The 13282-nt window shown below is 67.6% G+C and carries 12 protein-coding genes; 10 read left to right on the top strand and 2 right to left on the bottom strand.

Annotation, left to right across the window (positions count from 1 at the left end):
• Positions 1-82: 82 nt before the first annotated feature.
• Positions 83-724 carry a TetR/AcrR family transcriptional regulator gene (locus OG394_RS17155; RefSeq protein WP_328996375.1) on the bottom strand — a complete coding sequence of 214 codons (642 nt, stop codon included), beginning with the start codon at positions 722-724 and terminating at the stop codon, positions 83-85.
• Between the two features lie 82 nt (positions 725-806).
• On the opposite strand from OG394_RS17155, the gene OG394_RS17150 reads away from it, so the two are divergent.
• From OG394_RS17150 to OG394_RS17140, 3 genes are read left to right on the top strand one after another with little or no spacing between them, the layout of a single operon-like run.
• Positions 807-2270 (top strand): flavin-containing monooxygenase, encoded by a 1464-nt coding sequence (locus OG394_RS17150; RefSeq protein ID WP_328996374.1) that lies wholly within the window; start codon positions 807-809, stop codon positions 2268-2270.
• Positions 2271-2327: 57 nt separating this feature from the next.
• Positions 2328-3635: a hypothetical protein gene (locus tag OG394_RS17145; RefSeq protein WP_328996373.1), complete on the top strand. Its 1308-nt coding sequence runs from the start codon at positions 2328-2330 to the stop codon at positions 3633-3635.
• On the top strand, positions 3632-3844 hold the full coding sequence (locus OG394_RS17140) for a hypothetical protein (RefSeq protein ID WP_328996372.1): 213 nt from the start codon (positions 3632-3634) through the stop codon (positions 3842-3844). The genes OG394_RS17145 and OG394_RS17140 overlap by 4 nt, the downstream gene beginning before the upstream one ends.
• On the opposite strand, the gene OG394_RS17135 is transcribed toward OG394_RS17140, so the two are convergent.
• Positions 3796-4557, bottom strand: coding sequence for a MerR family transcriptional regulator (locus tag OG394_RS17135; protein WP_328996371.1), 762 nt, complete (start codon positions 4555-4557; stop codon positions 3796-3798). The genes OG394_RS17140 and OG394_RS17135 overlap by 49 nt on opposite strands.
• 80 nt (positions 4558-4637) lie before the next feature.
• Here OG394_RS17135 and OG394_RS17130 point away from each other — a divergent pair, with 80 nt between their 5' ends.
• The 7 genes from OG394_RS17130 to OG394_RS17100 all read left to right on the top strand — a co-directional run bounded on the left by OG394_RS17130 (position 4638) and on the right by OG394_RS17100 (position 13275).
• The gene (locus OG394_RS17130) at positions 4638-6440 is read left to right on the top strand and encodes a hypothetical protein (protein ID WP_328996370.1); all 1803 of its coding nucleotides are present in this window, start codon (positions 4638-4640) and stop codon (positions 6438-6440) included.
• On the top strand, positions 6437-7258 hold the full coding sequence (locus OG394_RS17125; protein WP_328996369.1) for an SDR family NAD(P)-dependent oxidoreductase: 822 nt from the start codon (positions 6437-6439) through the stop codon (positions 7256-7258). Before OG394_RS17130 ends, OG394_RS17125 begins: the two co-directional genes overlap by 4 nt.
• A 68-nt stretch (positions 7259-7326) precedes the next feature.
• Positions 7327-8298, top strand: a complete 972-nt coding sequence (locus tag OG394_RS17120) for an alpha/beta fold hydrolase (protein WP_328996368.1) — start codon at positions 7327-7329, stop codon at positions 8296-8298.
• A 9-nt stretch (positions 8299-8307) separates the two neighbouring features.
• Positions 8308-9468 carry a CaiB/BaiF CoA transferase family protein gene (locus OG394_RS17115; protein ID WP_328996367.1) on the top strand — a complete coding sequence of 387 codons (1161 nt, stop codon included), beginning with the start codon at positions 8308-8310 and terminating at the stop codon, positions 9466-9468.
• A 211-nt stretch (positions 9469-9679) separates the two neighbouring features.
• Entirely contained in the window at positions 9680-11236 is a 1557-nt protein-coding gene (locus OG394_RS17110) for a sugar ABC transporter ATP-binding protein (protein WP_328996366.1), read from the top strand.
• Positions 11233-12252: an ABC transporter permease gene (locus OG394_RS17105; protein ID WP_328996365.1), complete on the top strand. Its 1020-nt coding sequence runs from the start codon at positions 11233-11235 to the stop codon at positions 12250-12252. The genes OG394_RS17110 and OG394_RS17105 overlap by 4 nt, the downstream gene beginning before the upstream one ends.
• Before the next feature lie 15 nt (positions 12253-12267).
• On the top strand, positions 12268-13275 hold the full coding sequence (locus tag OG394_RS17100; protein WP_328996364.1) for a substrate-binding domain-containing protein: 1008 nt from the start codon (positions 12268-12270) through the stop codon (positions 13273-13275).
• The last annotated feature ends 7 nt before the right edge of the window (positions 13276-13282 follow it).

Here is a 13282-nt window from a genome sequence, read left to right as displayed (position 1 = left end):
AGTAGCGGCACGCACATCATCAACCGCGGTGGTGCTGGCGCGGTGGCGGTGCTCACGGCATCAGCCGCCGTGGTGCGGGGCGTTATGGCCAGGTGTGGCCCGACTGGAGGGAGTCGAGGCCTACCCAGAGAAGGCTCATTAGGGTGGTGGCGACCTTTTCGGGGGTGGGGCCGCCGCCGGAGCGGGTTCGCCAGATGGCTAGGCGTTCGGTGGCGCCGGAGATGGATTGGGCGACGATCTGGACCTCTTCGTCGTCGTACGGCGATTCGGCCGGCTGGTTGAGCCGGATCATCGTCGCGATGAGGTTGACGAAGTCGGTGCGGACCGCGTCGGCGGCCTCGGCGGCGGGCCCGGTCGTCAGCATGCCCTCGTCGACCATCACCGCCCACGCGCGCGGATGCTCATCAAGGAACGTGAACCAGCCCACCAACCCGGCGTACATCGCCTTCTCGGTATCCGGCGCCGCCAGGATCGAGTCGGAGACGTAGTCCAGCAACTGCGCGCGCAGGCGGGACAACGTCGCGAGGAAGAGGCCGTCCTTGGAGCCGTAGTACTGGTACACGAGCGGTTTGGAGACGCCCGCGGCGGCCGCGACGTGGTCCATCGAGGTGCCCTGGTAGCCGCGTTCGCCGAAGATCCGCTCGGCCGCGTCGAGGATCTCCCGCTCCCTGGCCGCCCGATCGCGTCGTCGGGGAGCCGCAGGTGCAGAGGTGGTCGAGGTCACTTGCGAAGTCTAACTGACTCCCGGTAACTTACTCGGAGTAAGTTCACTCAAGTCCCGAGCGAACCAAGCCCTGGAGGACCGCATGAGCAGCACTCATCACCGCGTGATCGTGGCCGGTACGGGCTTTGCCGGGATCGGGATGGCCGTGCGCCTGAAGGAGGCCGGCTACCACGACTTCGTGGTGCTCGAGCGGGCCGAGGAGGTCGGCGGCACCTGGCGGGACAACACCTACCCGGGCTGCCGGTGTGACGTGCCTTCGCACCTCTACAGCTTCTCGTTCGCGCCGAACCCGGACTGGTCGTCGACGTTCTCCCCTCAGCCCGAGATCGAGGCGTACCTGCAGAAGGTGACCGACGACTTCGGTGTTCGCCCGCACATCCGCTTCGGGCATGCGGTCGAGTCGGCCGACTGGGACGAGGGCAAGCGAGTCTGGCGCGTCACCACCTCGCGCGGCGTGCTGACCGCCGACGTGCTGGTCTCCGGGATGGGCGGGCTGGCCGAGCCGTCGTACCCGAAGCTGCCCGGGATCGAGACCTTCGAGGGCGCGGTCTTCCACTCGGCCGTGTGGGACCACTCGCAGGACCTCAGCGGCCGGAAGGTCGCGGTGATCGGGACGGGCGCTTCGGCGATCCAGTTCGTGCCCGCGATCCAGCCGGACGTCGAGGAACTGCACCTCTTCCAGCGCACGCCGCCGTGGATCATGCCGCGGCCGGACCGCAAGATCAGCAAGGCCGAGAAGGCGGTCTTCCGGCGCTTTCCCCTTGCGCAGAAGGCTGTTCGCGGTGGTATCTACTGGTCGCGCGAGGCCCTGGTGCTTGGGTTCACGAAGGCGCCCGCATTGATGCGGCAAGGCCAGAAGATCGCCGAGAAGCACCTCGCCGCCCAGATCCGCGATCCGAAGCTGCGGGCCAAGCTCACCCCCGACTTCACCCTCGGCTGCAAGCGAATCCTGATCTCGGACGACTACTACCCGGCTCTGGCTCAGCCCAACGTCGAGGTCGTCACCGACGCGATCCGCGAGGTCACCCCGATGGGCGTGATCACGGAGGACGGCACCAAGCATGAGGTCGACACGATCATCTACGGCACGGGCTTCCGCGTCACCGACCTGCCGGTGATGGACATGCTGCACGGTCGCGACGGCCAGAGTCTGCGCGAGCGCTGGGCCGACGGGATGGAGGCCTACCTCGGTACGACGATCTCCGGCTTCCCGAACTTCTTCCTGCTGGTCGGGCCCAACACCGGCCTCGGGCACAGCTCGATGGTCTACATGATCGAGTCGCAGGTCGCGTATGTGCTCGACGCGATCAAGACGATGGACCAGGCCGGTCTGGCCGAGGTGGACGTCAAGCCCGAGGTGCAGCGCGAATTCGTCGATGGCGTGCGGTCCTCGATGAAGAACACGATCTGGACCCGCGGCGGTTGCGTCAGCTGGTACCTCGACTCCAAGGGCCGCAACACCACGCTCTGGCCGTCGTTCACCTTCAAGTTCCGGTCGCTAACCAAGCGCTTCGATCCGGCGGATTACCAGTCACTTCCTATGTGACATTCACCGTGTTACATTCGATCGGTCGGATACATCCCGAGGCTGATCGGAGTCCGCGTGATCGCCTTACACGGCATCGGAGGGCGGGGTGACCTGCCGGTTCCGCTGTGGCTCGGCATCTACGCCGCCTCCGCCGCGGTGGCCGTCTCGTTCTTCGCGCTCGCGGCCTTCTGGTCGCGCCCGCGTTTCGAGGGCGCACGCGGATTGCCGCTGCCGAGGCTCACGGCACTGGTCGATGCGCGCGTCACCCGCTGGGCGTTGCGAGGACTCGGGCTGGCGGCGTTCGCCGTACTGGTGGGCGCGGCCTGGTTCGGGAGTACGTCGGCCGCGCTCAATCCGGCGCCGACCTGGTTGTACGTGTGGATCTGGGTCGGGATCATCCCGCTCTCACTGCTCTTCGGCCCGGTTTGGCGCCTCGCGAATCCGTTGTGCACCTTGGCCGGGTTGGTCCGCGTGTTGCTCCGAAGGCCCGAGGGCTTCGCGATCTTGCCGAAGCGGTACGCCTATTGGCCGGCGGTCGCCGTACTGGCCGTATTCCTCTGGCTCGAGCTTTGCTACCCGGCCGCTTCCGAACCACTGGTCGTCGCGATCTTCCTCACGTCGTACGGCGTGGTGAATGTCGTGGCGGGCGTCGTCTTCGGCGCAGGGTGGTTCGCGGTGGGGGACAGCTTCGAGGTGTACGCCGAAACGCTCGCGCGACTCAGTCCGTGGGGCCGGGTCGACGGTCGGCTGGTACTGCGCAACCCGCTCGCCGGTCTCGCGTCGATGCCCCAGGCAACGGGTTTGGTTGCCCTGGTCTGTTTGTTGCTCGGGTCAACGGCCTTCGATGGCGTAAGCCGGTGGTCGATCTGGACGCGTGCCGTCGGCAACTACTCGCACGTCGTGACGTACACACTCGGGTTGATCGTCAGTGTGGCCGTGGTTTCGATCGTCTTCCTGGTCGCGGCCCGATCGACGGGTGCGGCGCGGATCCGGCCGGGCATGATCGGCGAGGCGGGTTTGCCGGGGGCGTTCGCGCATTCGCTAGTGCCGATCGCCATCGGGTATGCCGTGGCGCACTACTTCTCGTTCGCGGTCTTCCAGGGGCAGGAGGGTGTGCTGCTCGCGGGTGATCCGTTCAGCCGCGGGTGGAATCTGCTCGGACTGGGGGATCACGGGATCGACTACGCCGTGATCGGGACGACGTTCATCGCGGCGGTGCAGATCGGGGCGATCGTGCTCGGTCACGTGCTCGGCGTCATCGCGGCGCACGACCGGGCGACGGCGTTGTTCGCGCGGCGGCAGTTGCGGCGGGCGCAGTACCCGATGCTGGCGGCAATGGTCGCGTTCACCGCGGGCGGGATCGCCTTGGTGGCGGGCTCATGATCGCGCTGCATATGGGCGGGATTCCCGAATTGGCGATGGTGCTCGGGCCGTTGCTGCTGATCGCCGCGTTCATCCGGATCGCCCGGCGCTCGGACGCCGCCGCACCCGACGAGGAGTGGGATGACGAATGGAACGAAGACCTAGGCTCGCGGCCTGTGAATCAGCCGGCCGAGGACAGCGCGGTCGGGTCGAGGCCGAACTCCTCGTAGGCGACGGCCTCGATCTCGCGGCCCATCGCCTCGCGGAAGGACGCGACCAGGGCCTGACCGGCGAGCGGGATGATGTTCTCCAGGGTGCGCTGGATCTCCGGCCATCCCTCGGATGGCATGCCGGCGTCGGCGAACTGCCGCCAGACCGTGCTGCGGAAGAGTTCGACGTACACCTTGGCGATCGCGTTGCTGTGCTCGAACAGCTTCGGCAGCAGCACGAAGATGGCCTCGAGCGGTACGCCGAGTTTGATCACGTCGAGACCGGCGCGGAGCAGATCCGGGTTCGGGATTCGCAATTGCCGGTCGTCGAGGCGCTCGGCGATCCCCAGCTCGATCAGCTTGGCGATGGTGTCCGGGTCGTGCGGAACGCCCGCGCGCTCGGCCAGCTGCTCCTCGGTGATGACCTCGGGCGGAGTCGGCGACCACGGGGTGATCAGGGTTTCGAAGACGCCCAGCGCGATCTCGCCGTCGGGCATCTCGCTCATCATCCGCTCGACCGCGGCCAGCGTGTAGCCCTTGGCCAGCAGCTCGCGGACCAGCGTCAGCCGGGCGATGTGATCGGGGCCGTAGTAGCCCGTCCGCCCGACCAGCCGGGGCGGTCCGATCAGACCTCGACCCGCATACGCGCGCACGTTCCGCACGGTCATACCCACCTTGGCGGCGAGCTGGTCGACGGTCAGTTCTTCGGCCGGGCCCGGCATATGTCCTCCCACCTTGACAGTGTCCCAGACTACACGTTACATATCGTATGTAACATCAACTGTGTAGCATCCAAACTAGAGGGAGAAACCCGATGACGATGCCCTTGGCGGCCTCGACCGGTACCGCCTCGTTCGACCAGGTGGCGATCGTGACCGGGTTCGTCTCCCTGGTCTATCTGTCGCTCGCCGTACTGCTGTGGCGGGAGCGGACCGGACACGAGACGGTGGTCGGCAGATTCGCCGGCTTCGTCGGGCGTGTCGACGGCGTACCGCGCTGGGCCGCACTCTCGCCGTACCTGCACACCGCGTCGTTGCTCGCCGCCGCTTTCGGCGTCTGGTGGGACATCGCCGTGCACATCGACAAGGGTCGCGATACCGGCCCGTTCGGCACGCCCGCGCATTACCCGATCTTCTTCGGCATCCTCGGGGTGATCGTGGCCGGCGTGCTGCCGATCGCGCTGGCGGGCAAACCGCTGCCGGCCCGGACGATCAAGCTCACCAAGGGCTGGCGGATCCCGTGCAGTGCCGCGCTGGTCACCTTCTGCGGCACGTTCGCGCTCGTCGGCTTCCCGATGGACGACATGTGGCACCGCTTGTTCGGCGAGGACGTAACGCTGTGGGGGCCGACCCACCTGCTGATGATCGGCGGCGTCATCTTCTCGATCTTCGCCCGGTTGCTGGCGCTCGCGGAGGTCGAGCAGCTCGTCGGGACGAACCTCCGTCGACGTGCGCAGGAGATCGTCACGGTCGGCGCCCTGCTGATCGCGTGGGACCTCTTCAGCACGGAGTTCAACTACGGCGTACCGCAGTTCCCCCTTATTTTGCAGCCGATTCTGATCGTCTTCGGTGCCGCGATGGCCTTCACGATCCTGCGCTCGCGACGCGGGCCGGGTACGGCGCTTGGCGCGCTGGTGGTCTACCTCGCGGTCCGTGGCTTGATCGCCTTCCTGGTCGACCAGCCGCTCGGCGAGATCCTTGGGCATTTCCCGCTGCTGCTCGCGGAGGCGTTGATCGTCGAGATCGTGGCGCTTGCCCTCGGCAACAAGAACCGCTTCCGCCTCGGCGTGGTCGCGGGTGCGTTGATCGGCACGGTCGGCGTACTGGCCGAGTTCGGCTGGAGCCAGGTCTGGATGCCGATTCCGTGGCCGTCCTCGTTGTTGCCCTCGGCAATCGGCTTCGGTCTGGCCACTGGTATCGGCGCGGGCCTGATCGGCGCCTGGATCGCGACCCGGCTGGCCGAGGTGGCTGGAGATGTACGACGTACGCCGCCGCTGCGGTTGACGCATCGGTTGGGTGCGGCTGGTCTCGCGTTGGTGGTGGCCGCGATCTTCTTCTGCGTGCCGCGGACCGGGGGCGAGGGCGTGAGCGCGACGATGACGCTGGAGCCGGTCGCGGTTGGCGCCGAGCCTACGGCGTACGTCACGGTCGAGTTGAACCCGGCCGATGCGGCGGACGACGCGCGCTGGTTCGACGCGATGGCCTGGCAGGGCGGTGGGCGCGACATCTACAGGATGGTTGAAGTTGCTGAGGGCACCTATCGGTCCGAAGGCCCGTTGCCCTTGTATGGCAAGTGGAAGTCGATGATTCGGCTGCACACCGGCCAGCGAGAGATGGTCGCGATGTGGGTCTATGCGCCAGCTGATGTTGCCATCGGCAAGGATGGTATCGCCGCGGTGAGCGGATCGACTCGCACCTTTGGGCATGAGCAGCAGGTGCTGCGCCGGGAGGAGCGGACCGACGTACCGCCGTGGATGTGGAACACCGGGTACGCGCTGGTCGCGGTCGTCGGCGTACTGGAGATCGCCGGTATCGCCTGGTTGATCGGCCGGGGTGCCCGCGGTGGACGCCTCCGGGTGGAAGCCCTCGAGAGTGCTCGTCAGAAGGAGAACGCATGACCGGCCGAGCGGGCGCCCGCAAACCCGGCGAATGGGACCTGGCCGGGAGGCGGGTGCTGATCACCGGTGCCGCTGGTGCCTTCGGTGCCGCGACAGCCGAGCAACTCCGCGGCCATGGCGCGAAGGTGGTCGGGCTCGACCTGCTCGAGGGTGAGGACGTCATCGCGTGTGACCTGACCCAGCCCGAGCAGATCCGGCTCGCGGTGGCGGAGGCGATCGGCCGGCTCGGTGGGCTCGACCTGCTGATCAACAACGCGGGTATCGGTGTGCCGGGGCTCGCAGGGGAAGCCCCGGACGCCGTTGCCCGGAAGGTGATCGAGGTCAACCTGTTCGCGGGCTGGGGTGTCACCGCCGCTGCGCTGGACGAGTTGCGCAGCGCCTGCGGCCGGGTCATCTTCGTATCGTCCGGTCTGGCGTACGTGAACCTTCCGCTCGCGACGTCGTACTTGGTGTCCAAGCGGGCGATCGACACGTATGCGGACGCACTCCGGCTCGAGAACGGGCGGTTCATCGACGTGAGCGTGATCTACCCGGGGTATGTGCCGACGCCGATTCACGATGCGTCACTGGCGCGAGGTGTGGATCTTGGGTTGTTCCTGCCGGCCGAGACGGTTGACCAGGTGGTTCGGACGATCGTGGCCGTCGCCGGGGCGAAGCGCCCGCCGCGCAATCGGGCGTCGACGCGGGGGACCGGCTTCGGGGTGGCGATCGCGCGGCATCTACCGTCGGTGGCGGACCGCGTCGTACGGCTGCGCACCAACCAGCAAAGGCGTAAGGGCGGTCTTGGCGAGCTCGCGGAGAAACTGGGGAAGATATGACGCACGCATGGTCACAAGAGACCGATGAACCCCGACACGCCGCGTCACAAGGGCCCGATGAACGGGTTGTGGTGGCGGCGGACGGGGTGCGGTTGCGGGTGGTGGAGAGTGGGAGTGCCGAGGCGGCGGTGACGGTGTTGCTGGCGCATGGGTGGACGTGTTCGACCCGGAGTTGGCATCACCAGTTGGCGGATCTGCCGCGGTTGCTCGGGCCCGAGAACGTGCGGGTGATCGCGTGGGATCACCGTGGGCATGGGCAGAGTGAGGCCGCGCCGGATGGGACTACGCGGATCGAGCAGTTGGCCGAAGACGTGGTGACTTTGCTCGATACGTTGGTGCCGTCGGGGCCTCTGGTTTATGCGGGGCATTCGATGGGTGGGATGACGTTGCTGGCGTTGGCTGAGCAGCGGCCCGACCTGTTCGGTGAGCGGATTGCGGCGGCGGCTTTGATCAGTACGTCGACTGGGCGTCTTTCGGAGCGGGCGTTTGGGCTGCCGCGGCAGTTCAACTCGACCGCGGCCGTGGTGGCGCCGCGTGCGGTGAACCTCGCGGGTCAGCGGATCGAGCGTCGCGCCCGGAAGCTCGCGGCCCAGACCTCGGCCGGGTCGTCTGTTGGGAAGGCGAGGCTGGCGGCGCGGTGGCGGGAGTTTGCGTTGGCGGCGAGGTTGCAGCGGCCGGCGTTGCAGCGGATGGTGTTCGGGGTCAATCCGGATCCGGCCGAGGTGGACATCCTGCTGGCCGATCTGGCGGATACGCCCGGGCGATCGCTGGCGGGCTTCTTCGAGGCGATCACCCAGCACAACCGGGAGGACGCGGCCAAGGTCCTCGCTGACCTGCCCATCGAGGTCATGCACGGCACCCGGGATCGCCTCATCTCCCCACGCCACGCGAACCGCACGGCCGAACTCCTGCCGAACGCCCGCCTCTGGATGTACCCGAAGGCCGGCCACATGCTCATGCAAGAACGCCCGCGCGACGTCTCCCAACGCCTGGCCGGTCTGGTCCGCCGTACCGCTAGGGCTCAGGTGGTCGCCACCTAAGGTGGGGGAGTGCAGAACCTTCTTTCGGACCTGGTGGTTGTTGACCTTACGAGGGCCCTGGCCGGGCCGCATGCCGCGATGATGCTGGGGGATCTCGGTGCGCGGGTGATCAAGGTGGAGACGCCTGAGGGTGGTGACGACAGCCGGGGCTGGGGTCCACCTTTCGCCGGGCCGGAGGACGCGCGCGAGTCGACGTACTTCCTGTCGGCCAACCGGAACAAGGAATCCGTCACGGCGGACCTGAAATCGCCCGAGGGCAAGGAATTCCTGACCAGGTTGATCCGGAAGGCCGACGTACTGCTGGAGAACTTCCGTCCCGGTGTGCTCGACCGCCTCGGCTTCTCGGTCGACGCCCTGCACGAGCTGAACCCAGGGCTGGTCATTCTCTCGATCACCGGTTTCGGGCATGACGGGCCGGAGGGCGGTCGCGCCGGGTACGACCAGATCGCGCAGGGCGAAGGCGGTCTGATGAGCATCACCGGCGAGACCGAACCCACGAAGACGGGCGTGCCGATCGCGGATCTGCTCGCCGGGATGTACGGCGCGTACGGCGTGCTCGCCGCCATCCACGAGCGGTCCATCAGCGGCCGCGGCCGCGTGGTGCGAACCAGCCTGCTGGCCTCGGTCGTCGGCGTCCACGCTTTCCACGGCACCAAGTGGACCGTCGCCGGCGAGGTGCCCGGCCGAGTCGGCAACCACCACGCGCAGATCGCGCCGTACGGCCTCTATCGGACGCAAGACGGCATCGTCCAGGTGGCAGTCGGCAGCGAAGGCCAGTGGCGGATGTTCGCGCCGATCGTGGGCCTGGATCCGGCCGACGAGCGATTCGCCACCAACGCCGTACGGGTCGCCAACCGCGACGCGTTGACCGAGGCGATCGAGACCGCCTTCGCCGAGAAGCCCTCTGACGACTGGTTGGTCCGGCTCGCGGCGACGGGCATTCCCGCGGGCAAGGTGCGCGACATCGCCGAGGTGTACGAGTGGGAGCAGACCCGGTCGCAGGGATTGCTGATCGACGTCGACCACCCGACCCTCGGCAAGATCCAGCTCCCCGGCCCACCCCTCCGCTTCGACGACCACCCCTACGCCGGCGCCCGCGAAACCAACCTCCCCCCACCCCGCCTAGGCGAACACAACGCCTCCGTCAACGCCTGGCTGAACGAGGCCTAACCCCCAACCCCAACCCGCGATTCCCCGCGGTCAAGGCGGGTGGGGATTCGACTGGGTTCGAAGGGGTGGGAGGTGCCGGCGGGGCGACCTAGCGTGGTTCCTCATCTTCCGACCACTCGCGGCCCGAAGATGTGGCTCGGGGGTTGACGCTTGGGCGGCGCCAGGTCTAGCGTCCGGGAAATCGATTACTCGACCCAGCCGCGGAGGTGACATGGCCGAGGAGTCCGTGCTGGTCCGGATGGCCGGAATCGGCAAGCGGTACGGCGGCGTGCGTGCGTGTGAGGGCGTCGGGTTCACGCTCGGCGCCGGGGAGGTGCACGCCCTGCTCGGAGAGAACGGCGCGGGCAAGAGCACGTTGATGCGGATCCTGTCCGGCGATATCACCGACTACGAAGGCGATATCGAGGTCGACGGTCAACCGGTCCGATTCGCCGGGCCGACCGATGCGCAGACAGCCGGGATCGCGATGATCCACCAGGAGCTCGACCTCGTACCTGGTCTGTCGGTCGCGGACAACATCTTCCTCGGCCGGGAGTTGCGGACCAGTCTGCGTACGGTCGACCGGCGCCGGATGTATCGCGAGGCCAAGGCGTTGCTGACGCGCAGCGGGGTCGACCTCGATCCGGGCCGTCCGGTGGGCGAGTTGCGCGTTGGTGAGCAACAGCTCGTCACGATCGCGAAGGCCATCTCGCTCGACGCGCGCGTCCTGGTGATGGACGAGCCGACGTCGGCCCTCACGACGTCCGAGGTCGAACGTCTCTTCGTGGTGATCCGGGAATTGCGTCGCGCCGGCGTCGGCATCGTCTACATCTCGCATCGGATGGAGGAGATCGCGCAGATCGCCGACCGGGCCAGCGTGCTGCGCAACGGCCGGAACGTGGCGAGCTTCGACCCACGCGAACTCAGTACGGCCGAGGTGGTCGAGGCGATGGTCGGACGCCCGGTGCAGACGTTGTTCACCACGCCGGACGCGCCGACCGGTGCCGAGCTGCTCCGCGTCGACGACCTCGCGCTGACGCCACGCCGTCCGCGCCCCGGCCGTCGCGATCCAGCCGGTATCTCCCTGACCGTGAAGGCGGGCGAGATCGTCGGGCTGGCCGGACTGCTCGGCGCGGGTCGTACCGAACTCCTCGAGACGCTGTACGGCGTTGCGCCGCGTGGTGCCGTCGCGGGCCGGATCGTCCTTGCGGGTAAGGAGATTCGCCCGAGTAGTCCACGGCAGGCGCTTAAGCAGGGCATCGGGTTCGTGCCGGAGGATCGACGCGCCTCCGGGCTGGTGTTGTTCCACTCGATCCTCGCGAACACGGTGGTGTCGAGCCTCCCGACCTACGGCACGGCCGGCGTGGTTACGCGGCGGAAGGAACGGGCTGCCGCGATCCGGATGGCCGACCGGCTGCGGCTCAAGTTCGGCCGGTTACAGGACGAAGTCGGCACGCTTTCGGGCGGCAACCAGCAAAAGGTGGTGTTCGGCCGGATGATGCTGACCGGGCCGCGCTTGCTGCTCCTGGACGAACCGACGCGCGGCGTGGACGTTGGCGCCAAGGCCGAGATCTACCGCCTGCTGGGCGAATTGGCCGCGCAGGGACTCGGCGTACTGCTCGCGTCGTCGGAACTGCCCGAGCTGATCGGTGTCTGCGACCGGGTCGTCGTACTCAAAGACGGGCGGAACGTGGCCGAGTTCGCGACGGCCGGTGCGAGTGAGGGCGATCTGCTCGCCGCGGCGATGGGCGAAGGCACGCTTTTCGACAAGGCTGAAGGAGTGCGGTGACCCAAACAACGACCGACACAACGATCGAGACAACCCGCCAGAGCAGGACGGAGGTGCTGTTCCGCTTCCAGAGCGTGTTCGGCCTGCTCGCGGTGTTCATCGCGGCGATCGTCTTCTCGCCCCGGCGCAACGGCGAGATCCTCTTCCTCAGCGCCGACAACCTGGCCAACGTCGTCCGGGCCGTCTCCGAGATCGGCATCATCGCGATCGGTATGACGTTCGTGATCCTGATCGGCGGTATCGACCTGTCGGTGGGCGCGATGCTCGGCCTCGCGGCGGTCGGTTCGGCCGTGCTGATGGTCGAAAGTGACTGGGGTTTCCTGCCGTCGGTGGCGCTCGTGCTGCTGCTCGGACTGGTCTTCGGCGCGCTGCAGGGGATGGCGACCGCGATGATCGGCATCCAGTCGTTCATCGTCACGCTGGCCGGTCTGCAGATAGCGCGCGGGCTGGCCCGGATCTGGTCCGACGGGCAGGGCGTCGCGATCGCGTACGGCGACGGGCCGAACGAGGCGCCGGAGTCGTTCGCGATCCTGGGCGAGCGGACGTTCGGCGGGCTGGTGCCGATCCCGGTGCTGATCTTCGCCGTGGTGGCGATCGCGGCCGTGGTGTTCCTGCGGGTCAGCGCCTTCGCCCGGCATCTGTACGCCGTCGGCGGCAACGAGAAGGCCGCGCGGCTGTCCGGCGTACCGGTCAACCGGGTCAAGATCGCCGTCTTCGCGATCTGCGGACTGCTCGCGGCGTTGGCCGGCATCGTGCACGCCGTTCAGCTCAACCAGGGCAGCCCGAACGACGGTATCGGCTACGAGCTGGACGCGATCGCGGCCGTGGTGATCGGCGGCACCAGTCTGGCCGGCGGCCGCGGATCCGTCGCCGGGACGGTGGCGGGCGCGCTGCTGCTCGGCGTACTGAACAACATCCTTGCCCTGAACAACATCGACTCCAACATCCAGCTGTTGATCAAGGGTCTCGTCATCGTCGCGGCGGCCGCGCTGCAACGGCTGCGACCCGCCTCCTGACAGAAAGGCATGACCATGCGACACCTGAAGAGCCCGCTCGCCGTCGCGGCCGTCGCCGCGTTGGTGCTCACCGGTTGCGGCACCACGAGCGAGCGCACGTCGGAAACCCCACAGGCGCAGGGTTCCAAGTCCTGCCAAGGGGACGACGGCAAGTATGTGATCGGGATGAGCCAGGCCAACAAGGCCGAGCCGTACCGGCAGCGGATGGACGACGACATCGCGGCCGCCGCCAAGGAGGTGCCGCAGTTCGAGGTGAAGTTCGCCGACGCTGCGCAGGACAACGCCAAGCAGGTCGCGGATGTCGAGAACTACATCACCCAGCAGATCGACCTGCTGCTCATCAGCCCGAACGAGGCCAAACCGCTCACGGCGGTGGTGAAGAAGGCCTTCGACAAGGGCATCCCGGTGATCGTGCTGGACCGCAAGGTCGAGGGCGATGCCTACACAGGGTTCATCGGCGGCGACAACGTGGAGATCGGCACCGAGGCCGGCAAGTACGTCGCCGAGAAGGTGCTACCGAACGGCGGCAACGTGGTCGAGCTCAAGGGCCTGGCCGGCGCCACCCCGCAGGCCGAGCGCAACCAGGGCTTCGCTGCTGGGATCAAGGCCAATCCCAAGGTGAAGGTCGTCGCGACCGCGAGTGGCGACTGGCTGCGGGAGAAGGGCCAGGCGCAGATGGACGCGTTGCTGAAGGCCAATCCGAAGATCGACGTGGTCTACGCGCACAACGACCCGATGGCCGAAGGCGCCTACCTGGCGGCGAAGGCGGTCGGTCGCGAGAAGGAGATGAAGTTCATCGGCATCGATGCGTTGCCGATCCCGTCCGGTGGTATCAAGGCCGTCGAACAGGGCCGTTTGACTGCCACCTTCACCTATCCGACCAACGGTAAGGAAGCGATCGCCGCGGCCAAGAAGCTGCTGGTCGACTGCGGCACCATCGAGCGTTCGCAGACCCTGACCACCCGGCTGATCGACAAGAGCAACGCCGCGTCGATCTACGCCGAGGAGAACCCGACCGGCTGACCGCAAG

The sequence above is a fragment of the Kribbella sp. NBC_01245 genome (assembly GCF_036226525.1).
Lineage (GTDB): Bacteria > Actinomycetota > Actinomycetes > Propionibacteriales > Kribbellaceae > Kribbella.
Note: the sequence above shows the minus strand (reverse complement) of the source record. Positions and strands in the feature narration are given on the sequence as shown.

Bases quoted from the DNA above. Each gene is read 5' to 3' on its own strand.
- OG394_RS17140 (WP_328996372.1), top strand. From the start codon at position 3,632: ATGATCGCGCTGCATATGGGCGGGATTCCCGAATTGGCGATGGTGCTC.
- OG394_RS17100 (WP_328996364.1), top strand. From the start codon at position 12,268: ATGCGACACCTGAAGAGCCCGCTCGCCGTCGCGGCCGTCGCCGCGTTG.
- OG394_RS17130 (WP_328996370.1), top strand. From the start codon at position 4,638: ATGACGATGCCCTTGGCGGCCTCGACCGGTACCGCCTCGTTCGACCAG.
- OG394_RS17110 (WP_328996366.1), top strand. From the start codon at position 9,680: ATGGCCGAGGAGTCCGTGCTGGTCCGGATGGCCGGAATCGGCAAGCGG.
- OG394_RS17125 (WP_328996369.1), top strand. From the start codon at position 6,437: ATGACCGGCCGAGCGGGCGCCCGCAAACCCGGCGAATGGGACCTGGCC.
- OG394_RS17150 (WP_328996374.1), top strand. From the start codon at position 807: ATGAGCAGCACTCATCACCGCGTGATCGTGGCCGGTACGGGCTTTGCC.